We start from the raw sequence: 20,444 nt of genomic DNA, 5'->3' as shown, positions 1-20,444 counted from the left end.
GCCTGGCATGATTAGGATCCGACTCGGGTGAAACAGATAGTACTGGCCTCCGGCAACGCCAAAAAAGTTGCCGAGCTGCAGAGCCTGCTTGACGGCTTTGGCCTCAGGGTAGTGCCGCAAAGCGCATTCCAGGTGGTGGACGCGGAAGAAACCGGCACCACCTTCGTGGAAAATGCCATCATCAAGGCCCGCCATGCGGCCCGCATCACCGGCCTGCCCGCCATCGCCGACGATTCCGGCCTGACGGTGGACGCCCTCGGCGGCCGTCCCGGGGTCTATTCCGCCCGCTTCGCCGGCCCCGCCGCCACCGACCAGCAGAATGTGGTACGGCTGCTGGCCGAGCTGGAAGGGCTGCCCAGCGGCCTTCGCAAAGCCACCTTCTGGTGCGTGCTGGTGTATCTGCGCCATGCGGATGATCCCACTCCGCTGATCTGCACCGGCAGTTGGCAAGGTGTCATCACCGAACACCGCCAGGGAGAGCACGGCTTCGGCTACGATCCTGTGTTCCTGGTGCCTGAGCTGGCCAAAACCGCCGCCCAGCTGAGCCCGGCGGAAAAAAACCGCCTCAGCCACCGGGGCCGGGCCCTGCAGCAGTTACAAGCCCTGCTGCAAGAGGAAGCCTGATGCTGCAACTGCCGCCGCTCAGCCTCTACGTGCACATTCCCTGGTGTGTGCAGAAGTGCCCCTATTGCGACTTCAACTCCCACGCCCTGAAGGACACCATTCCCGAGCAGGACTACGTCGAGGCACTGCTCGACGACTTGCGCCAGGACCTGCACCTGGTCCAGGGCCGGCCCCTGCACAGCATCTTTATCGGCGGCGGCACCCCCAGCTTGCTCAGCCCCGAGGCCATCGCCCGGCTGCTGGCCGGAGTGCGCCGATTGGTCCCCTTCGAAGACGATATCGAAATCACCCTGGAAGCCAATCCGGGCACGGTGGAAGCCGGTCGTTTCAAGGGATTCCAGCAGGCCGGGGTCAACCGCATTTCCATTGGCATTCAGAGTTTTCAATCCGAAAAGCTGCGCCGTCTCGGCCGCATCCACGATCCGGAGCAGGCCCGCTTCGCCGCCCGCGAGGCGGCTGCCGTGGGGCTCAGGACCTTCAACCTGGACCTGATGCACGGCCTGCCCGAACAGAGCCTGGAAGATGCCCTCCACGATCTGGAGCAGGCGCTCGCGCTGGCGCCGCCGCACCTGTCCTGGTACCAGCTCACCATAGAGCCCAATACGCCCTTCGCCTCGCGCCCGCCGGCCCTGCCGGAAGACGAGGTGCTGGCCGACATCTACGAGCGGGGCCACGCCCTGCTGCTGGCCCACGGCTACCGCCAGTACGAGGTATCCGCCTACGCCAGGCCGGGCCATGAGGCCAGGCACAACCTCAATTACTGGCGTTTCGGCGATTACCTCGGCATCGGTTGCGGTGCCCACGGCAAGGTCACCCTGCCGCTCGAAGGCAGGCTGGTGCGCACCGTCAAGGTCAAGCACCCCAAGGGCTACCTGGATCCCGAACGCCCCTACCTGGATCAGTACTGGCCCATCGCCGCGCAGGATCTGTCGCTGGAATACTTCATGAACCGGCTGCGCCTGTTCGAGCCCATTCCCCGGTACGAGTTCCAGCGCCTCACCGGTCTCACCCCGGAACGGCTCACAGGCCCCCTGACAGCGGCGCTGCGCCTTGAACTGCTTGAACAACAAGGCGATCACTGGCTGGTCACCCCGCTGGGCCGGCGCTTTTTAAACCGGCTGCTCGATTTGTTTATCGAGGACTGATGCGGGTAAACTTGCCGTCATTACCGCCGTCACTCTGCAGGCCGGAGCCTTATGTCATCACTGGTTTATGAATTTCCGCTCAATGAAAAATGTCGCAACTACCTGCGCCTGAACGAACTGTTGCAGCAGGTGCACCATTGTCGCACGCTAAATGCCAGCGGCCAGGCCACCGCCTTGTTCAAAGCGCTGCTGGATACCCTGGAGCTGCTGGAACGCTGTGATATCCGCACCGATCTGGCCAAGGATCTGGAGGCCCAGCGCGGCAAGCTCGACGCCTGGGCTCAGGTACCGGGCGTCGATGCCGAGGCCTTGCACCAGCTGGAACAGCAGTTGGCGCAGCTCAGCCAGCAGCTGCCCCGGGCGGCCCGGTTGGGCCAGTTGCTGCGGGAGGACAAACTGCTCGCCGCGGTGCGCAGCCGCTTCGCCATTCCCGGTGGCCTCTGCCCCTTCGATGTGCCCCAGCTGCACTACTGGCTGCACCTGCCGGCGGTGCGCCAGCAGGAAGATATCGACGGCTGGCTGGCCCAGCTGCAGCTGCTGCAACAGGGGCTGGCGCTGCTGCTGACCCTATGGCGGGAAGCCGGGCACTTCCGTCCCGAGCAGGCGGCGAACGGCTTCTTTCAGGACAACGCCGAGCTGACCGAGATGATCCGCCTGCGCCTGCCCGCCGAGCAGCCGTTGTATCCGGTGGTCAGCGGCAACAAGTACCGCTTCACCATCCGTTTTCTGCCGGTCGGCAATCACGAGCCCGGCAACATCGACTTCGAACTGGCCAATATCAGATGAACAAACCCATGACAGTCCCCTGCCCCACCTGCAGCACCACGGTGGAATGGGGCGAACAGAGCCCCTATCGTCCCTTTTGCAGCAAGCGCTGCCAGCTGATCGATCTCGGCGAATGGGCCGACGAGGAAAAGCGTATTCCCGGCGATCCCGCCTGGCTGCCGGAACAGGATGGTGAGAATGACGACTGGAACCATTAAGAAATCGGTGCTGGTGGCGGTGGGGGTGATCGAGAACGGCGCCAGCGAGATCTTTATCTGCCGCCGCGGCGAGAGCCAGCACCAGGCCTTCAAGTGGGAATTTCCCGGCGGCAAGGTGGAAGCCGGCGAAACCGTGTCCCAGGCCCTGGCCCGGGAGCTGGAAGAGGAGATCGGCATCCGGGTGGCGAGCTGCCAACCCTTTATGCGCATCGAGCACGATTACGGCGACAAGCAGGTGATCCTGGATATCCGCAAGGTCACCGCCTTCGAGGGCGAAGCCCACGGCCGCGAAGGCCAGCCCAGCCGCTGGGTGCCTATCCCTGAGCTGCACCGCTACGACTTTCCCGCCGCCAACGCCCCCATAGTGGAAAAACTGCAGGTACAAGCCGAAGGCTAGAAGCTGGAAGCAATATACCCACCCCACACCCGGGCCGGCTCTCTCAGCCCGGCATTTTCTCCCGGGTGGTGCTGTAGACGCTGGTCAGGTGGCCGAGCATGGCCTGCTCGGCGGCGTCTTCGTCCCCCCGGGCCAGGGCCTCGACGATCTGACAGTGCTCGCCATAGCTGCGGGCGATGGCGCCCGGCTCCAGCATGACGCTGCGGCGGATATTGAGCCCGTAGGAATACAGCTCCTCCGAATACTTGAGCAGCAGCTCGTTGCCCGCGTATTCAGCGATCAGCTTGTGGAAGCTCTTGTCCGACAGCTGGAAGTGCACCGGGTTGTCGAACATCTCCGCCTGGGCGTCCAGCATCCTGCGCAGCTTGTCGATCCCCGCTTGGTCGATGCGCACCGCCGCCTTGCGGGCGATGGCCGCCTCAATCAGGCTGCGGCTCTCGAACACCGTGTCGATATCGTAATTGTTGACGCCAATCGGGCTCATATGGGCATAGCTGTCGTGGAAGCGCGCCAGCTGGGCCTCCCCCGCGTTGATCCGGGTCTTGCTGCCGTGGGACACCGAGATCAGGTCATAGGCCGCCACCAGCCGCAAGGCCCCGCGCACCGTTTCCCGACTGACCCCGAACAACTGGGACAGCTCCCGTTCGCTCGGCAGCACGTCGTTGTCGCGCAGCAGGCCGGTGACGATCATCTCGATGATCTTTTCCGCCAGAATGTCTTTCTTGGTCTTGTTCTCCAGGGTCTGCTCAAAGGCAAACACCGTCTCCTGTGCCGTCATCATGGGCGTCTCCCGCAGCCAAACTGGACTAAATACTAGACCACTAGAATGACCATGGCAAGACATCACAAATTTTCACAAACAAAATAAAAACATAAGGACACAAAAGATTAACAAATCGGCTTGACACCCCACCGGGTAGCTGACTAAATTAAACGCCAACTGGTACGGTAAACCAACCAGCATACCAGTTAAGCTTTTCAAGCGAACACGAGTAGGACACGCCACCCTGCCGGGCCGCCCCGCAGGAACCACAAGGAACCATGCCATGTTTAACAAACTGCTTACCGCCTCCGCCCTGACCCTGGCGCTGACCGCCACCCAGGCCCACGCCGAGAAGCTCGTCTTCGCCATCGGCGGCAGCCCGCAGAGCCTGCAGGGACAAACCGCCAGGCTGTTCGCCGACAAGCTGCAGGAACGGCTCGGCGACGCCCACCAGGTGGAGTACTACGACAGCGCCCAGCTCGGCGACGAGCGCCAGCTGGTACAGAAGATGCGCCTGGGTACCGTGGATCTGGCGGCCATCTCCTCCATCATGTCGTCCATCTCCGACGACTTCGCGCTGTTCGATCTGCCCTTCCTGGTGCAGGACAGGGATCACTTGCTGAAGATCGACGAACAGATAGTAATGACCGAGCTGGCCGCCTCCGCCGAGGCCCGCGGCCTCAAGGTGCTGTCTACCTGGGAGAACGGCTTTCGCCAGATCACCAACAACGACAGGCCCATCACTACCCCGGAAGATCTGAAAGGCCTCAAGATCCGCACCCCCCAGAGCGAGTGGCGCACCATGATGTTCACCCAGTGGGGCTCCAACCCGACCCCCATGGCCTTCTCCGAAGTCTTTGTCGGCCTGCAGACCGGGGTGGTGGACGGCCAGGAAAACCCGCTCACCAACATCGAGGGCGCCAAGCTCAACGAGGTGCAGAAATACCTGTCGATGACCGATCACGTCTATTCCCCGATCTGGCTGATCGCAGGCATGAGCGGCTGGGACAAGTTCCCGGCAGAGGTGCAGGCCGCCATTCGTGATACCGCCCGGGAAGCCCAGCAGTGGTCGCTGGACGAGGGCGAGCGGATGGACAAGGACTTGCTCGAGGCCTTTGCCGCCGCCGGCATGCAGGTGAACCACGCCGACAAGGCCGCCTTCATGGCCGCTAGCCAGCCGGTGTACGACCGCTTCGCCGAGCAGGTCGGCAACGGCAAGCAACTGGTCGACAAGGCCATCGCCCTGGGGAACTAAACCATGCCACGAACCCTGACTCAAGGTGCCGCCACGGCGGCACCCCATCAGCCCCAAGGAGCCGCCATGACCTCCTTGCTCAGTGTCCTGAAAACCTGGCTCGAACGGGGCCTGGAGGTGTTCACCATCGGCCTGCTGCTGGCGCTGACTACCATAGTGGTGGCGGCGGTGTTCTTCCGCGCCGTCGGCAGCTCCATCGTCTGGTATGACGAAGTGGCCTCCATCGGCCTGGCCTGGCTCAGCTTCTACGGCGCCAGCCTGGCCGCGCTCAAGCGGGCACACATGGGCTTTCCCGGCCTGATCACCGCCGCGCCCGTAGCCCTGCGCAGCCTGTTGTTCGTGCTGTCCGAAGTCATCGTGATCGGCTTCTTCGCCATCATGGGCTGGTTCGGCTACCAGGTGCTGGAGGTCTTGGCCTGGGATAGCCTGGTGTCCCTGCCCGGCGTCGGCATGGACTTCACCCAGTCGGTCATTCCGGTCAGCGCCGCCCTCTTCATCCTGTGCGAGCTGGTCAGCCTGCCCGCCGCCTGGCAGAAGATGTTGAGCGGCATCGACCCCGAACACGAAGCCATCGACGAAGCCATTCGCCAGGCCGAGCAAGATCTGAAGGAGAGCAAGTCATGATGCTGCTGATTGTGATACTGGCGCTGTTCGCCCTGGTGCTGATCAACGTGCCCATCGCCGTGGCCATCGGCGTGGTGGCGGTGGTCGGCGTCTGGTTCACCATGGGCTGGGACGCCCTGGTCAACGCCCCCCTCACCCTGTTCAACGGCGCCACCAGCTTCCCGCTAATCGCCATTCCGCTGTTCATCTTCGCCGGTGCCCTGATGAACACCTCGGGCCTGTCCAAGCGGCTGATCAACCTGGTCACCGCCGTGGTCGGCTTCGTGCGCGGCGGCCTGGCCATGGTCAACGTGGGGGTCTCGCTGTTCTTCGCCGAAATCTCCGGCTCGGCAGTAGCGGATGTGGCCGCGACCGGCTCCATCCTCATCCCCGAGATGAAGAAGCGCAAGTACAACAAGAACTTCGCCGCCGCCATCACCTCGTCTTCCGCCTCGCTGGCAATCATCATCCCGCCCTCGATCCCAATGATCCTCTACGGTGCCATCTCCAACACCTCGGTGATCAAGCTGTTCGTGGCCGGCGTGGTGCCGGGCCTGCTCGGTGCCGCCATGCTGGCCGGCTTCTGCTACTACTACGCGGTGAAGTACGATCTGCCCCGGGAAGAAGCCTTCTCCCTTAGCCGGCTGGGCAAGGCCTTCAAAGAGGCCTTCTGGGCGCTGTTGCTGCCGGTGATCATCCTCGGCGGCATCTTCGGCGGCTTCGTCACCGCCACCGAAGGCGCGGGCATCGCCGTGCTGGCGGCCATCGTCATCGGCGGCTGTATCTACCGGGAGTTCAACCTGCAACTGCTGTACCGGGCGGTGCTCGACGGTGTGGTACAGACCTCGGTGGTGATGCTGCTGGTGGCCACCTCCGCCATCCTCGGCCTCTTCCTCACCGAGATGCAGCTGCCGCAACAGCTGGCCCGCCAGATCCTGGCCATCACCTCCGAGCCGGTGCTGGTGCTGGCCCTGCTCAACATGCTGCTGCTGCTGCTCGGCATGTTCCTGCACGGGGCCGCCGCCATCATACTGGTGGTACCCATCGTGATGCCGCTGGTGCAGCAGATCGGCATCGACCCCATCCACTTCGGCATCATCGTCACCCTCAACCTGGCCATCGGCCAGCAGACCCCGCCGGTCGCCTCGGTGCTGGCCACCTCCTGCTCCATCGCCAAGGCGGACATGTGGGACGTGACCCGGGTCAACCTGCCGATGATCCTGGTGCTCTTCATCATTCTGATGCTGGTGACCTATGTGCCCTTTATTCCCATGGGCCTGGTCGAATACATGTACGGAGCCTGAACATGACTGAACTGAAACCCGTAGTAGCCCTGACCCTGGGCGATGCCGCCGGCATCGGCGCCGAACTGATCGCCCGGCTGCTGGCCGAGCCCGGCGTCGGCGAGCAGGCCCGCACAGTGCTGGTGGCCGACGAATGGCAGTGGCAGCAGGGCCAGCAGCTGGCCGGCACCGACCATCAACTGCCGGTGGTAGCCCGCTTCGATGAAGTCCACCAGCACCCGGGCCCGGTGCTGCTGAAGGTGGACACCCTGGCGCCGGCGCAGGCCCGTTACGCCGAGGTGAGCGGGGCCTGCGGCGCCTCCACCCTGGAGATACTGCGCCTGTGCCTGGACGCGGCTCAGGCCGGCGAGGTGGATGCCATCTGCTTCGCGCCGCTCAACAAGCACGCCATGAAGCTGGGCGGGCTCCAGCACGAGGACGAGCTGCACTTCTTCGCGGAATACCTGGGGGTGGAGGGCTACTTCTGCGAGTTCAATACCCTGGGACACCTGTGGACCTCGCGCATCTCCTCCCATGTGCCGCTGAAGGATGCCTACAAGTATCTGACCGTGGACCGGGTCAAGGCCGCCTCCCAGCTCATCTGCCAGGCGCTGCGGCAGGCCGGCTTCGAATCGCCCCGGGTGGCGGTGGCCGCCTTCAACCCCCACGCCGGCGAGGGCGGCACCTGCGGCCGGGAGGAGATCGACGTCATCGCCCCGGCGGTGGCCCAGTGCCAGGCCGAGGGCTACCCGGTGAGCGGCCCCTACCCGGCGGACACCCTGTTCATCCGCGCCCGGGACGGCGACTTCGACGCCGTGGTCACCATGTACCACGACCAAGGCCAGATCGCCATCAAGCTGCTCGGCTTCTCCCAGGGGGTGACGGTGCAGGGTGGCCTGCCCATCCCCATCACCACCCCGGCCCACGGCACCGCCTTCGACATCGCCGGCCAGGGCAAGGCCAGGGTGGGGCCGACCCGCAACGCCTTCGACATCGCCTGCCGCATGGGGCTGGCCAGGCGGCGACGGACCCTGGCCGCCACCGGCTAAGGCACAGCACGGCTAACAAAGAGACGGCGCGGGCCCGGGAACGGGCCCGCACGGGCAAGCCTTGCCCGAACAAATTTGCAAACAATATTCAAGCAATTGTTTTATAAGGAATTAACCATATGAAAATCATCAATGTACGCGCCCGGGTATTCGAATGGAAAGGCCACACGGTGCCGCCCCAGCCCCACTTCTGCTCCAACGCCATGGACCTGCTGTGGGACAAGGGCGACTCCATGGGCACCTTCCGCTTCCACGGCTGGACCGTGGTGGAAGTGGAGACCGACGACGGCCTGGTGGGCATCGGCAACGTGGCCCTGGCGCCGCGCATCGCCAAGGCGATCATCGACCAGTACCTGGCCCCCCTGGTGCTGGGCCACGACCCCTTCGACTACGAATACCTGTGGCAGCGCATGTACCGTTCCACCCACGCCTGGGGCCGCAAGGGCGTGGCCATGGCCGCCATTTCCGCCATCGACATCGCGCTCTGGGATCTGATGGGCAAGGCCACCGGCCGGCCGGTGTTCAAGCTGCTGGGCGGCCGCACCAAGGAGAAGATCCCCTGCTACGCCTCCAAGCTCTACCGCACCGACCTCGGCGAGATGCAGGCCGAGGCCCAGCGCTACCTGGACCAGGGCTTCACTGCCATGAAGATGCGCTTCGGCTACGGTCCCAAGGACGGCCCCGAAGGCATGCGCAAGAACCTGGACAGCGTGGCGGCGGTGCGCGAGGTGATAGGGCCGGACGTGGATCTGATGCTGGAGTGCTACATGGGCTGGAACCTGGAATACGCCAAGCGCATGCTGCCGAAGCTTGAGAAGTTCGAGCCACGCTGGCTGGAAGAGCCGGTGCTCGCCGACGACATCGACGGCTACGCCGAGCTGAACCGGCTGACCAGCATTCCCATCTCCGGCGGCGAGCACGAGTTCACCAGCCACGGCTTCCGCCAGTTGCTCGACAAGCGGGCGGTATCGGTGATCCAGTACGACACCAACCGGGTCGGCGGCATCACGGCGGCGCACAAGATCAACGCCCTGGCGGAAGTGTACGGGGTGCCGGTGATCCCCCACGCCGGCCAGATGCACAACTACCACCTGACCATGTCCACCCTGGCCTCGCCCATGTCCGAATACTTCCCGGTGCACGAGGTCGAGGTGGGCAACGAGCTGTTCTACTACATCTTCGAGGGCGACCCCACACCGGAAAACGGCTTTATCGACCTCGACGAGCACAAGCCCGGCCTGGGACTCACCCTCTCTCAGCGTTATCTCGACCAGTTCAACATAGTGGAGTAAGGCCATGCGTTTGATTCAGTTTGAATACCAGGGCCGGCTGGCGGTCGGTACGGTGGAAGACAATCAACACATCCGCCTGCTCGAGGTAGAGGGCGGCACCTACCAGCTGGCCCGCGACGCCCTGGCCCATGGCCGGGCCCTGGCGGAAGAAGCCAGGCTGCGGGCCGGCGATACCCGTCTCGACTACGAGCAAATCGTCCGCGAAGGGCGGCTGCGGGCCCCCCTCAGCCATCCGGATCCGGCCCATTGCCTGGTGACCGGGACCGGCCTGACCCACCTGGGCAGCGCCGACACCCGTTCCGCCATGCACGCCAGGCTGGCCGCGGGTGAAGAAACCCTTACCGACTCGATGAAGATGTTCAAACTGGGGCTGGATGGCGGCAAGCCCGCCGCCGGCGAGATCGGTGCCCAGCCCGAGTGGTTCTACAAGGGCGACGGCAGTATCGTCGTCGACCCGGAGGCCCCGCTGCCGGTGCCCGCCTTCGCCGAGGATGCCGGCGAGGAGCCGGAGCTGGTGGGCCTCTACCTCATCGACGAGCAGGGCCACCCCTGGCGCCTGGGCTATGCGGTAGGCAACGAGTTCTCCGATCATGTCACCGAAAAGGCCAACTACCTGTGGCTGGCCCACTCCAAGCTCAGGGCTTGCAGTTTCGGGCCCGAGTTGCTGCTGGATCCGCTGCCGGTCCGGCTCGAGGGACAGAGCCGCATCCTGCGCAACGGCGAGGTACTGTGGCAGAAACCCTTCGTCACCGGCGAAGAAAATATGGCGCACAGCTTCGCCAACCTGGAGCATCACCACTTCAAGTACGCCCAGTTTCGTCGTCCGGGCGATGTACATGTACATTTTTTCGGCACCTCGACACTGAGCTTCGGCGACGGCATTCAGACCCGGGAAGGCGATGTGTTCGAAATCAGCCTTCCCGCCTTCGGCCGCCCGCTGCGCAATCCTGTGGCTTGGCAGCAGGAGCAAACCATTGCCACAGTACGTCACTGGAACTAGGAGAAACCCATGTCACTGACAGCACAGCTGCTGCTGGGCAGCCGCCAGGCCAGCGGCGAAGCCGCCGCCATTTACGGTATCAACCCCGCCACCAACGAACGGCTGGAGCCCGGCTACCCTGGTGCCAGCCCGGCCCAGGTGGCCGAGGCCTGTGCCCTGGCCGAGACCGCCTTCGAGCCCTACCGCCACAGCGCCCCGGCGGCCCGCGCCGCCTTTCTGGAGGCCATCGCCGCACAGATACTGGCGCTGGGCGATGCCCTTATCGAGCGTGCCATGCTGGAAACCGGCCTGCCCCGGGCCCGACTGGAGGGAGAGCGGGGCCGCACCATCGGCCAGTTGCTCCTGTTTGCCGAGGTGGTACGCGCCGGCGACTGGCTGGGAGTACGCATCGACCCGGCGCAACCGCAGCGCACGCCCCTGCCCCGCGCCGATCTGCGGCTGCAGCACCTTCCCCTGGGGCCGGTGGCGGTGTTCGGCGCCAGCAACTTTCCGCTGGCGTTTTCGGTGGCCGGCGGCGACACCGCCTCGGCCCTGGCGGCCGGCTGCCCGGTGGTGGTGAAGGCCCACTCGGCCCACCCGGGCACCTCCGAGCTGGTCGGCCGGGCGGTGGTGGCCGCGGCCCTGGAGAGCGGTATGCCGGACGGCGTCTTCTCCCTGCTCTACGGCAGCGGTAACAGTGTCGGCCAGGCACTGGCGGCGGATCCGCACATCAAGGCGGTCGGCTTCACCGGTTCCCGCCAGGGCGGCCAGGCTCTGCTTGCCACCGCCCAGGCCCGCCGCGAACCCATCCCGGTCTATGCGGAGATGAGCAGCATCAACCCGGTACTGCTGTTGCCCGCCGCCCTGGCTAACCGCACCGACACCCTGGCGGCGGGCTTCGCCGGCTCGCTGCAGCTCGGCGCCGGCCAGTTCTGCACCAACCCCGGGCTGATACTGGGACTGGACAGCCCGGCGCTGAACCGTTTCGCCGAACTGGCCGCCGAGGCGCTGACCCGGGCCGAGCCCCAGACCATGCTGACCCCCGGCATCCATCAGGCCTATCGGGAGGGCGTCGATGCCCTGAGCCGGGCCGAGGGTGTGGAAAGCCTGGGATCAGGGCCGGAAGATGCCAGGCCGAACGGCTGTCAGCCCCGGTTGTTCCGTACCAGCGCCACGCACTTCCTGGCGGACGAGCAACTGCAACAGGAGGTGTTCGGCGCCAGCGCCCTGCTGGTGAGCTGCCGGGACGAGACCGAGCTGGCGGCGGTGCTCGACACGCTGGAAGGCCAGCTCACCGCCACCGTGCAGATGGATGATCAGGACGGCGCCCTGGCCCGGCGGCTGCTGCCGCGGCTGGAGCGCAAGGCCGGCCGGGTGCTGTTCAACGGCTTTCCCACCGGGGTCGAGGTATGCCACGCCATGGTGCACGGCGGCCCCTGGCCGGCCACCTCCGACAGCCGCACCACCTCGGTCGGCTCGGCGGCGATACAGCGCTTCCTGCGCCCGGTCTGCTACCAGGACTGCCCGCCCGGCCTGCTGCCCGAGGCACTGCAGGACGACAACCCCTGGCACCTGCGCCGCCTGCAGGACGGACGCTATTCCTCCTGAAACGACAAGGCCCGATTGCTCGGGCCTTCAGACTGACTTAAACACGCAACGCTGATGCCAGAATAGGCGGACAAAGGGAGCGGCTCAGCCGACCGTCACAGGGGACGGGCTTGCCTCGCCTTGACGAGCCATTTCAGCCTGACCGAACATCCAATGAATGTTCGCAGCAGGCTGAAACGGCGAGTGTCAGTTCCTGAAGCGTGAAGCGGGGGCAACATCAGCCTCCCGCTTCCAGCCTCGAGCTGTCAGGCTTCCAGCTCGATGCCGTCCACCCGTTGCAGGCCCCTGGGCAGCAGGGCGCCGCGGCGGCCGCGCTCGCCCTTGTAGTGCTCGAGATCGGCGGGCTTGAGGGTCAGCTTGCGCTTGCCGGCGTGCAGGGTGACGTTCATGCCCTCGGGCACCACCACCAGCTGCTTGATGAAGTCCTCCCGGGCCTGCACCTTGGCGGAAGGGATGCCGATAATCTTGTTGCCCTTGCCCTTGGCCAGCAGCGGCAGGTCCTTGAGCGGGAACAGCAGCATACGCCCCTCGTTGGTGATGGCCATGCACAGGTCGCTGTCCAGGGTGGCGATGGCGGCGGGCTTGAGCACCCGCCCACCTTCCGGCACCGAGAGCAGGGCCTTGCCGTTCTTGTTACGGCTGACCATGTCGCCGTAGCGGCAGACGAAGCCGTAGCCGGCGTCGGAGGCCAGCAGGAACAGGCTATCGTCCTCCCCCATCAGCACGAAGCGGGCCTGTTCGCCCGGGCTCAGGCTGCAGCGGCCGGTCAGCGGCTCGCCCTGGCCCCGGGCCGAGGGCAGGCTGTGGGCGTCCAGGGCATAGGCCCGGCCGATATTGGACAGGAACACCGCCGCTTCGTTGCTGCGTCCCATGGCGGCATCGAGGAAGCCGTCGCCGGCCTTGTAGCTCAAGGCCCCGCCATCCACCTCGTGCCCCTTGGCGGCACGGATCCAGCCCTTCTCGGACAGCACCACGGTGACCGGCTCGCTCGGCACCAGTTCCTTCTCGCTCAGGGCTTTGGCCTCTGCCCGCTCCACCAGCGGCGAGAGCCGATCGTCGCCGTATTTGTCGGCGTCGGCCAGGATCTCCTTCTTCAGCAGGGTGCCGAGCCGACGCTCGGAGCCCAGGATCTGGGCCAGTTTGTCGCGCTCAGCGGCCAGCTCGTCCTGCTCGCCGCGGATCTTCATTTCTTCCAGCTTCGCCAGGTGGCGCAGTTTCAGCTCGAGGATAGCCTCGGCCTGGGTCTCGGTCAGCCCGAAACGCGCCATCAGCACCGGCTTGGGCTCGTCCTCGGTGCGGATGATGTGGATCACCTCGTCGATATTGAGGAAGGCAATCAGCAAGCCGGCCAGGATGTGCAGCCGAGCCTCGACCTTATCCAGCCGGTACTGCAGCCGGTTGCGCACCGTCTCGCGGCGAAAGCGCAGCCATTCGTTCAGGATCAGATCCAGGCTCTTCACCTGAGGCCGGTTGTCCAGCCCCAGCATGTTGAGGTTGACCCGGTAGTTTTTCTCCAGATCCGTGCTGGCGAACAGGTGCTGCATCAGCTGTTCCACGTCCACCCGGTTGGAGCGGGGGATGATCACCAGCCGGGTCGGGTTCTCGTGATCCGACTCGTCGCGCAGATCCGCCACCATCGGCAGCTTCTTGGCCTGCATCTGAGCGGCGATCTGCTCCAGGATCTTGCCGCCGCTGGCCTGGTGCGGCAGTGCGGTGATGACGATATCGCCCTGCTCCAGCTGGTAGACGGCGCGCATCTTGATGCTGCCCTTGCCGGTTTCGTAGATCTTCTGGATCTCCGCCCTGGGGGTGATGATCTCGGCCCGGGTCGGGTAATCGGGCCCGGCCACGAAGCCCATCAGCTCGGCCACGGTCGCCTGGGGGTGCTCCAGCAGGTGCACGCAGGCATTGGCCAGTTCGCGCACGTTGTGGGGCGGGATGTCGGTGGCCATGCCCACGGCGATGCCGGTCACCCCGTTGAGCAATATGTGTGGTAGCCGGGCCGGCAGCATGCGCGGCTCCTTCAGGGTGCCGTCGAAGTTGGGCGTCCACTCCACCGTGCCCTGGCCCAGCTCGGACAGCAGCAGCTCGGAAAAGCGCGACAGCCGCGCCTCGGTATAGCGCATGGCGGCGAAGGACTTGGGATCGTCCGGCGCGCCCCAGTTGCCCTGGCCGTCCACCAACGGGTAGCGGTAGGAGAAGGGCTGGGCCATCAGCACCATGGCCTCGTAACAGGCGGAGTCGCCGTGGGGGTGGTATTTACCCAGCACGTCGCCCACGGTGCGGGCGGATTTCTTGTGCTTGGACAGGGCCGACAGGCCCAGCTCGCTCATGGCGTAGATGATGCGGCGCTGCACCGGCTTCAGGCCGTCGCCGATATGGGGCAGGGCCCGGTCCATGATCACGTACATGGAGTAGTTGAGGTAGGCCTGCTCGGTGAAGGTGTGCAGCGGCAGGCGCTCCACCCCTTCCATGGTAAAGTCGTGGTTGCTCATTCTCTCGTCCTCAGGCCAGGGGGTCGACCAGGTTGCCCTTGGTTTCCAGCCATTCCCGGCGATCGCCGGAACGCTTCTTGGCCAGCAGCATGTCCATTAGTTGCTCCGTGGCCTCGGCATCCTCCACCGTCAGCTGCACCAGCCGGCGGGTGTTGGGATCCAGGGTGGTTTCGCGCAGCTGCTTGGGGTTCATCTCGCCCAGGCCCTTGAAGCGGGTGACCTGCACCTTGCCCTTTTTCTTCTCGGCGGCGATCCGCTCCAGCACCCCGTCGCGCTCGTCCTCGTCGAGGGCGTAGAACACCTCCTTGCCCACGTCGATGCGGTACAGGGGCGGCATGGCCACGTACACATGGCCCCGCTCCACCAGGGTGCGGAAGTGGCGCACGAACAGGGCGCACAGCAGGGTGGCGATGTGCAGGCCGTCCGAGTCGGCGTCGGCCAGGATGCACACCTTGCCGTAGCGCAGGTCGGACAGGTCGTCCGAGTCCGGATCCAGGCCGATGGCCACCGAGATGTCGTGCACTTCCTGGGAGGCCAGCACCTGGCCGGACTCCACTTCCCAGGTATTAAGAATTTTCCCGCGCAGCGGCATAATGGCCTGGAACTCCCGGTCCCGCGCCTGCTTGGCGCTGCCGCCGGCCGAGTCCCCTTCCACCAGGAACAGCTCGCCCTGCATGGGGTCCGAGCAGGCGCAGTCGGTCAGCTTGCCGGGCAGGGCCGGGCCCTGGGTCACCTTCTTGCGCACCACCTTCTTGGCCTGGCGCAGCCGGCGCTGGGCGCTGCTGATGCACAGCTCGGCGATCTGTTCGGCCAGCTCGATATGCTGGTTCAGCCACAGGCTGAAGGCGTCCTTCACCACCCCGGAGACGAAGGCCGCGCTCTGGCGCGACGACAGCCGCTCCTTGGTCTGGCCGGCGAACTGGGGATCCTGCATCTTCACCGACAGGATGTAGGCGCAGCGCTCCCAGATGTCGTCCGGAGTCAGTTTGACCCCGCGCGGCAACAGGTTGCGGAACTCGCAGAACTCGCGCATGGCGTCCAGCAGGCCCTGGCGCAGGCCGTTGACGTGGGTGCCGCCCAGGGCGGTGGGGATCAGGTTGACGTAACTCTCGCCCAGCCCTTCGCCGCCGTCCGGCAGCCAGGTCAGGGCCCATTCCACCGCCGAGTGCTCGGCGGCGAAGTTGCCGGTAAACGGCTGCTCCGGCAGGCAAGTGAACTCCTTCACCGCCTCCACCAGGTAATCCTTGAGCCCGTCCTGATAGCACCACTCCAGGGTCTCGTTGTTGACCCTGTCCTCGAAGCGGATGGCAAGCCCGGGGCAGAGCACCGCCTTGGCCTTGAGCAGGTGCTTCAGGCGGGTGGAGGAAAACTTGGGCGAGTCGAAATAGCTGGCATCGGGCCAGAAGCGCACCCGGGTGCCGGTGTTGCGCTGGCCGCAGGTGCCGGTCACGGTGAGCTCGCTCACCTTGTTGCCGTGCTCGAAGGCCATCTCGAACACCTGGCCGCCGCGCCGCACGGTGACGTCCACCCGGGTACTCAGGGCGTTGACCACGGAAATGCCCACCCCGTGCAGGCCGCCGGAAAACTGGTAGTTCTTGTTGGAGAACTTGCCGCCGGCGTGCAGCTTGCAGAAGATCAGCTCCACCCCGGAGATGCCTTCCTCCGGGTGGATGTCCACCGGCATGCCCCGGCCGTCGTCGATCACCTCGAGCGACTGGTCGTCGTGCAGTATCACCTCGACCTTGCCGGCGTGGCCCGCCAGGGCCTCGTCCACGCTGTTGTCGATGACCTCCTGGCCCAGGTGGTTGGGACGGGCGGTGTCCGTATACATGCCGGGGCGACGCCGCACCGGCTCCAGGCCATTGAGCACCTCAAGGGCGTCGGCAGTATATTGACTCGATGTCATATTGACCTTCGGTAATCAGGGGTATTGGCGGGCATCTTACTACTGAAAGCCGGAAGCTTGAAGCTGGAAGCCTGAAGGACTTGGAACACCTCCCGCTTCCAGCTTACGGCTTACAGCTTGAGAAAACGGATGATCTGGGCGCAGTAGTGCTCGAAGCCGATGAAGGAATGGTCGCCGCCCTTCTGGATGCAGACCCGGGCGAAGCGGTAGTAGTCCAGCGCTTCCCGGTAGTCGAGCACCTCGTCACCTTGCTGTTGCAGCAGCCAGATGCGCTCCAGGCAGCCCGGCGCGTCCACCCGCAGGGCGGCCAGCTCGGCCATGTGCCCGGCGGTCAGGACATAGCGCTCGCCGGTATAGGGGTTGTGCTGCTCGCCCAGCCAGTCGCCGAGCAGGATATGGGGATTGACCGCCGGGTTGATCACCACGGCGCGTACCCCGTACAGCTGGGCCACCCGGGTGGCCCAAAAACCGCCGAGGGAGCTGCCCGCCACCCCGAAGGGACCCTCCAGCCCATCGCAGATCGCCGCTATCTGACTCCAGGCCGCCGCCGGGGTGGCCGCCAGCTGCGGACACACCAGGCGGATATCGGGCCGGTGCCGGGCGAGATGCTCTCCCATCAGCCGGGCCTTGATCGACTGGGGTGAGGAATTGAAGCCGTGCAGATAAAGCAGCGTGGCCGTCATGCTGTGCACTCCTGCGGAAAAAAACTGCCTGCGAGCTTACCCGCCCGCCCCGGCAACCACAACGACATTCACTGCCTTAATGCGGTGCAAAACGCACCATCATGAGCCAGGCCGACCACCCGTGAACCGGCCCGTGAAACACCACCAAAGGGTTAACCCTTAAGAAATAACTCTTTAGTGGCAACCTTTCCACGCTGGCACGGTTTCTGCTTTGAAAGCACATAGACGAGTCCAACGGCGGACTCCTTCATTCAGGCAACGTTGCCCACCGCAGGCTGCATGCAGATGCAGCGGCGAGTGGGCTTTTTTTTTTGGCAAATCGAAGGAATGAACCATGACCAAGAAAATGTCCGTCCCCGTGGACGCCGCCGGACGCCGGCACTTCCTCAAAGCCTCCCTGGCCGCCGCCGGCGGGGCCGCCCTGTGGAGCAGCCTGCCGAGCCTGGGCTGGGCGGCGGAAAGCACCGGCCCGCTCGAAACCAGGTCCGCCAAGCTGGGCTTTATCGCCCTCACCGACGCGGCGCCGCTGTTCGTGGCCGACGAGAAAGGCTTTTTCGCCAGGCACGGCATGACCGAAGTGCAGGTGCTCAAGCAGTCTTCCTGGGGCACCACCCGCGACAACCTGGTGCTGGGCTCGGCCAGCAACGGCATCGACGGCGCCCATATTCTCTCCTCCATGCCCTACCTGATCAGCTCCGGCGCCATGACCGCCAACAATGTGCCCACCCCCATGTACACCCTGGCCCGGCTCAACCTGGCCGGCCAATGCATCTCGGTGGGCAAGGAGTACCAGGAGCTCAGGGTCGGGCTGGATCTGGCCGAGTTCAAGCAGGCGCTGGCCGCCAAGCAGGCCGGCGGCCACCAGGTGAAAGCGGCCATGACCTTTCCCGGCGGCACCCACGATCTCTGGATCCGCTACTGGATGGCGGCCGGCGGTATCGATCCCAACCAGGACATTTCCACCATAGTGGTGCCGCCGGCACAGATGGTGGCCAACATGAAGGTGGGCAGCATGGATACCTTCTGCGTGTGCGAGCCCTGGAACGAGCAGTTGATCCACCAGGGCATCGGCTACACCGCCAACACCACCGGCGAGTTGTGGCACAACCACCCGGAAAAGGCCTTCGCCATGCGCGCCGACTATGTGGACCAGCACCCCAACGCCACCAAGGCGCTGCTCAAGGCGATCATGGAAGCACAGATCTTCTGCGAACAGCCGGAAAACCGCGAGGAAGTAGCACAGATCTGCGCCAAGCGCCGCTGGATCAACGCGCCCTTCAAGGACATCATCAATCGCATGCAGGGCCACTTCGACTACGGCACCGGCCGCATCGTGGAGAACAGCCCGCAGCAGATGCGCTACTGGAAGGACCAGGCCTCCTACCCCTTCCAGAGCCACGACCTGTGGTTCCTGGTGGAAAACATGCGCTGGGGCTACCTGCCCACCAACCTCGACACCCAGGCACTGATCGCCCGGGTCAACCGGGAAGACCTGTGGCGGGCCGCCGCCGCCGAGCTGGGAGTGGACAAGGCCGACATCCCCGCCTCCCGCTCTCGCGGCATCGAAACCTTCTTCGACGGCAAGCGGTTCGATCCCGAGAACCCCATGGCCTACCTCGACAGCCTGGCCATCAAGAAGCTGGCCTGATCCAAGGAGCATTATCATGAGCACCGACAGCACTTCCGCATCGATCAATCCCCTGGACAAGGTCCGCCGCCGGCCGGCGGCGCTCACCCCCGTACTGCGCTACGGCCTGAACCATCTGGCCCCGCCGCTGGTGATCCTGGCCGGGCTGCTGTTGCTGTGGGAGCTGCTGTGCTCCGGCAGCAACGCCGCCCTGCCGCCGCCCAGCCAGGTGCTGAGCGATACCTGGGAGCTGATCGCCGATCCCTTCTACAACAACGGCGGCAACGATGTGGGCATGGCCTGGCAGATCCTCGCCAGCCTGGAACGGGTGGCCTACGGCTACTGCCTGGCGGTGGTGGCGGGCGTGAGCCTGGGGGTCCTGGTAGGCCAGTCCACCTGGGCCATGCGCGGCCTCGACCCCATCTTCCAGGTGCTGCGCACCGTGCCGCCCCTGGCCTGGCTGCCGATCTCCCTGGCCGGTTTCCAGGACAGCAACCCGTCCGCCATCTTCGTGATCTTCATCACCTCCATCTGGCCCATCATCATCAACACCTCGGTGGGGGTGCGCAACATTCCCGAAGACTACCGTAACGTGGCCCGGGTACTGCGGCTGAACGGCGCCGAGTATTTCGTACGTATCATGCTGCCCGCCGCCGCTCCCTACATCTTCTCCGGGCTGCGCATCGGGGTCGGCCTGTCGTGGCTGGCCATCGTCGCCGCCGAGATGCTGATCGGCGGCGTGGGCATCGGTTTCTTTATCTGGGACGCCTGGAACGCCTCGCTGATCAGCGACATCGTGCTGGCCCTGATCTACGTGGGCCTGGTGGGCTTCGTACTGGACCGCATCGTGGCGGTCTTCGGCCAATGGATTAGCCGCGGCACCAGCGCCGCCTGAGGATAAACATCATGAGCCATCATTACCTGACCATCGAAAACGTCGACAAGGTTTACTCCACCACCGGCGGTGCCAGCACCGTGCTGCAAGGCGTCAACCTCAGGGTGAACAAGGGGGAATACATTTCCATCATCGGCCACTCCGGCTGCGGCAAGAGCACGGTGCTCAACATCGTCGCCGGCCTGACCGGCGCCAGCGGCGGCGGCGTCATCCTGGACGGGGCCGAGGTCACGACCCCGGGCCCGGAGCGGGCCCTCGTGTTCCAGAACCACTCCCTGCTGCCCTGGCTGACCGTCTATGAAAACGTGGCCCTGGCGGTGGACAAGACCTTCCGCCACAGCAAGACCAGGGCCGAGCGCCAGGACTGGATACTGCACAACCTGGCGCTGGTGAACATGGGCCACGCCCTGCACAAGCGGCCGAGCGAAATCTCCGGCGGCATGAAGCAGCGGGTGGGTATCGCCCGTGCCCTGGCGATGGAGCCCAAGGTACTGCTGCTGGACGAGCCATTCGGTGCCCTCGACGCCCTGACCCGGGCCCACCTGCAGGACGAGGTGATGCGCATCCAGCACGAGCTGCACAATACGGTACTGATGATCACCCACGACGTGGACGAGGCGGTGCTGCTCTCCGATCGCATCGTGATGATGACCAACGGTCCGGCCGCCACCATCGGCGAGGTGCTGACCATCGACCTGCCCCGGCCCCGGGACAGGATCGCCCTGGCCGACAACCCGCACTACAACCACTACCGCCATGAGGTGCTGCGTTTCCTCTACGAGAAGCAGCGCAAGCTGGAGCCGCTGCGCCCCCGGCGGGAAGCCGCCCCGGCGGCGGCCCGGGCCGCCAAGGCCTGA

General features: G+C 65.2%; 19 protein-coding genes. 15 read left to right on the top strand and 4 right to left on the bottom strand.

Going from position 1 to position 20,444, the window contains the following annotated elements:
• The first annotated feature begins 27 nt into the window (after positions 1-27).
• The 5 genes from rdgB to mutT are packed head-to-tail and all read left to right on the top strand — an operon-like array spanning position 28 to position 3,149.
• Entirely contained in the window at positions 28-624 is a 597-nt protein-coding gene (gene rdgB, locus C7H85_RS16640) for an RdgB/HAM1 family non-canonical purine NTP pyrophosphatase (protein WP_106730830.1), read from the top strand.
• A complete protein-coding gene (hemW, locus tag C7H85_RS16635; RefSeq protein WP_106730829.1) occupies positions 624-1,769 on the top strand; it encodes a radical SAM family heme chaperone HemW in 1,146 nt (381 codons plus the stop codon). The genes rdgB and hemW overlap by 1 nt, the downstream gene beginning before the upstream one ends.
• 51 nt (positions 1,770-1,820) lie before the next feature.
• Positions 1,821-2,555: a cell division protein ZapD gene (gene zapD, locus C7H85_RS16630; RefSeq protein WP_106730828.1), complete on the top strand. Its 735-nt coding sequence runs from the start codon at positions 1,821-1,823 to the stop codon at positions 2,553-2,555.
• On the top strand, positions 2,552-2,752 hold the full coding sequence (gene yacG / locus C7H85_RS16625) for a DNA gyrase inhibitor YacG (RefSeq protein WP_168388273.1): 201 nt from the start codon (positions 2,552-2,554) through the stop codon (positions 2,750-2,752). Before zapD ends, yacG begins: the two co-directional genes overlap by 4 nt.
• A complete protein-coding gene (gene mutT / locus C7H85_RS16620) occupies positions 2,733-3,149 on the top strand; it encodes an 8-oxo-dGTP diphosphatase MutT (RefSeq protein WP_106730827.1) in 417 nt (138 codons plus the stop codon). The genes yacG and mutT overlap by 20 nt, the downstream gene beginning before the upstream one ends.
• Before the next feature lie 43 nt (positions 3,150-3,192).
• On the opposite strand, the gene C7H85_RS16615 is transcribed toward mutT, so the two are convergent.
• Positions 3,193-3,930 (bottom strand): FadR/GntR family transcriptional regulator, encoded by a 738-nt coding sequence (locus C7H85_RS16615; RefSeq protein ID WP_210433682.1) that lies wholly within the window; start codon positions 3,928-3,930, stop codon positions 3,193-3,195.
• Between the two features lie 265 nt (positions 3,931-4,195).
• Here C7H85_RS16615 and C7H85_RS16610 point away from each other — a divergent pair, with 265 nt between their 5' ends.
• The 7 genes from C7H85_RS16610 (at position 4,196) to C7H85_RS16580 (ending at position 11,981) form a co-directional block, all read left to right on the top strand.
• On the top strand, positions 4,196-5,167 hold the full coding sequence (locus C7H85_RS16610; protein WP_106730826.1) for a TRAP transporter substrate-binding protein: 972 nt from the start codon (positions 4,196-4,198) through the stop codon (positions 5,165-5,167).
• A 3-nt stretch (positions 5,168-5,170) separates the two neighbouring features.
• Positions 5,171-5,791 (top strand): TRAP transporter small permease, encoded by a 621-nt coding sequence (locus C7H85_RS16605; RefSeq protein ID WP_210433681.1) that lies wholly within the window; start codon positions 5,171-5,173, stop codon positions 5,789-5,791.
• Complete coding sequence (locus tag C7H85_RS16600) at positions 5,788-7,074, top strand: TRAP transporter large permease (protein WP_106730825.1); 1,287 nt, start codon at positions 5,788-5,790, stop codon at positions 7,072-7,074. The genes C7H85_RS16605 and C7H85_RS16600 overlap by 4 nt, the downstream gene beginning before the upstream one ends.
• A gap of 2 nt (positions 7,075-7,076) precedes the next feature.
• The gene (locus tag C7H85_RS16595) at positions 7,077-8,102 is read left to right on the top strand and encodes a 4-hydroxythreonine-4-phosphate dehydrogenase PdxA (RefSeq protein ID WP_106730824.1); all 1,026 of its coding nucleotides are present in this window, start codon (positions 7,077-7,079) and stop codon (positions 8,100-8,102) included.
• Positions 8,103-8,221: 119 nt separating this feature from the next.
• A complete protein-coding gene (locus C7H85_RS16590) occupies positions 8,222-9,394 on the top strand; it encodes an L-rhamnonate dehydratase (protein ID WP_106730823.1) in 1,173 nt (390 codons plus the stop codon).
• Positions 9,395-9,398: 4 nt separating this feature from the next.
• Positions 9,399-10,394: an AraD1 family protein gene (gene araD1, locus C7H85_RS16585; RefSeq protein WP_106730822.1), complete on the top strand. Its 996-nt coding sequence runs from the start codon at positions 9,399-9,401 to the stop codon at positions 10,392-10,394.
• Between the two features lie 9 nt (positions 10,395-10,403).
• Entirely contained in the window at positions 10,404-11,981 is a 1,578-nt protein-coding gene (locus tag C7H85_RS16580; RefSeq protein WP_106730821.1) for an aldehyde dehydrogenase (NADP(+)), read from the top strand.
• 245 nt (positions 11,982-12,226) lie between these two features.
• Here the strand turns inward: C7H85_RS16580 and parC are convergent, their stop codons facing one another.
• The 3 genes from parC to C7H85_RS16565 form a co-directional block, all read right to left on the bottom strand.
• The gene (gene parC / locus C7H85_RS16575) at positions 12,227-14,476 is read right to left on the bottom strand and encodes a DNA topoisomerase IV subunit A (RefSeq protein WP_106730820.1); all 2,250 of its coding nucleotides are present in this window, start codon (positions 14,474-14,476) and stop codon (positions 12,227-12,229) included.
• A 10-nt stretch (positions 14,477-14,486) separates the two neighbouring features.
• Positions 14,487-16,382 (bottom strand): DNA topoisomerase IV subunit B, encoded by a 1,896-nt coding sequence (parE, locus tag C7H85_RS16570; protein WP_106730819.1) that lies wholly within the window; start codon positions 16,380-16,382, stop codon positions 14,487-14,489.
• 110 nt (positions 16,383-16,492) lie between these two features.
• Complete coding sequence (locus C7H85_RS16565; protein WP_106730818.1) at positions 16,493-17,065, bottom strand: YqiA/YcfP family alpha/beta fold hydrolase; 573 nt, start codon at positions 17,063-17,065, stop codon at positions 16,493-16,495.
• A gap of 334 nt (positions 17,066-17,399) precedes the next feature.
• Between C7H85_RS16565 and C7H85_RS16560 the strand changes: the two genes are divergently transcribed.
• From C7H85_RS16560 to C7H85_RS16550, 3 genes are read left to right on the top strand one after another with little or no spacing between them, the layout of a single operon-like run.
• On the top strand, positions 17,400-18,713 hold the full coding sequence (locus C7H85_RS16560; RefSeq protein ID WP_106730817.1) for a CmpA/NrtA family ABC transporter substrate-binding protein: 1,314 nt from the start codon (positions 17,400-17,402) through the stop codon (positions 18,711-18,713).
• Between the two features lie 16 nt (positions 18,714-18,729).
• A complete protein-coding gene (ntrB, locus tag C7H85_RS16555; protein WP_106730816.1) occupies positions 18,730-19,587 on the top strand; it encodes a nitrate ABC transporter permease in 858 nt (285 codons plus the stop codon).
• Between the two features lie 11 nt (positions 19,588-19,598).
• Positions 19,599-20,444, top strand: a complete 846-nt coding sequence (locus tag C7H85_RS16550) for an ABC transporter ATP-binding protein (RefSeq protein WP_106730815.1) — start codon at positions 19,599-19,601, stop codon at positions 20,442-20,444.

Origin of the sequence: Zobellella endophytica (assembly GCF_003012775.1) — a bacterium.
Classification (GTDB): domain Bacteria; phylum Pseudomonadota; class Gammaproteobacteria; order Enterobacterales; family Aeromonadaceae; genus Oceanimonas; species Oceanimonas endophytica.
Note: the sequence above shows the minus strand (reverse complement) of the source record. Positions and strands in the feature narration are given on the sequence as shown.

Excerpts from the sequence above, each read along its gene's own strand:
- hemW (WP_106730829.1), top strand. The coding sequence starts at position 624 with ATGCTGCAACTGCCGCCGCTCAGCCTCTACGTGCACATTCCCTGGTGT.
- zapD (WP_106730828.1), top strand. The coding sequence starts at position 1,821 with ATGTCATCACTGGTTTATGAATTTCCGCTCAATGAAAAATGTCGCAAC.
- yacG (WP_168388273.1), top strand. The coding sequence starts at position 2,552 with ATGAACAAACCCATGACAGTCCCCTGCCCCACCTGCAGCACCACGGTG.
- mutT (WP_106730827.1), top strand. The coding sequence starts at position 2,733 with ATGACGACTGGAACCATTAAGAAATCGGTGCTGGTGGCGGTGGGGGTG.
- C7H85_RS16615 (WP_210433682.1), bottom strand. The coding sequence starts at position 3,930 with ATGATGACGGCACAGGAGACGGTGTTTGCCTTTGAGCAGACCCTGGAG.
- C7H85_RS16610 (WP_106730826.1), top strand. The coding sequence starts at position 4,196 with ATGTTTAACAAACTGCTTACCGCCTCCGCCCTGACCCTGGCGCTGACC.
- C7H85_RS16605 (WP_210433681.1), top strand. The coding sequence starts at position 5,171 with ATGCCACGAACCCTGACTCAAGGTGCCGCCACGGCGGCACCCCATCAG.
- C7H85_RS16600 (WP_106730825.1), top strand. The coding sequence starts at position 5,788 with ATGATGCTGCTGATTGTGATACTGGCGCTGTTCGCCCTGGTGCTGATC.
- C7H85_RS16595 (WP_106730824.1), top strand. The coding sequence starts at position 7,077 with ATGACTGAACTGAAACCCGTAGTAGCCCTGACCCTGGGCGATGCCGCC.
- C7H85_RS16590 (WP_106730823.1), top strand. The coding sequence starts at position 8,222 with ATGAAAATCATCAATGTACGCGCCCGGGTATTCGAATGGAAAGGCCAC.
- araD1 (WP_106730822.1), top strand. The coding sequence starts at position 9,399 with ATGCGTTTGATTCAGTTTGAATACCAGGGCCGGCTGGCGGTCGGTACG.
- C7H85_RS16580 (WP_106730821.1), top strand. The coding sequence starts at position 10,404 with ATGTCACTGACAGCACAGCTGCTGCTGGGCAGCCGCCAGGCCAGCGGC.
- parC (WP_106730820.1), bottom strand. The coding sequence starts at position 14,476 with ATGAGCAACCACGACTTTACCATGGAAGGGGTGGAGCGCCTGCCGCTG.
- parE (WP_106730819.1), bottom strand. The coding sequence starts at position 16,382 with ATGACATCGAGTCAATATACTGCCGACGCCCTTGAGGTGCTCAATGGC.
- C7H85_RS16565 (WP_106730818.1), bottom strand. The coding sequence starts at position 17,065 with ATGACGGCCACGCTGCTTTATCTGCACGGCTTCAATTCCTCACCCCAG.
- C7H85_RS16560 (WP_106730817.1), top strand. The coding sequence starts at position 17,400 with ATGACCAAGAAAATGTCCGTCCCCGTGGACGCCGCCGGACGCCGGCAC.
- ntrB (WP_106730816.1), top strand. The coding sequence starts at position 18,730 with ATGAGCACCGACAGCACTTCCGCATCGATCAATCCCCTGGACAAGGTC.
- C7H85_RS16550 (WP_106730815.1), top strand. The coding sequence starts at position 19,599 with ATGAGCCATCATTACCTGACCATCGAAAACGTCGACAAGGTTTACTCC.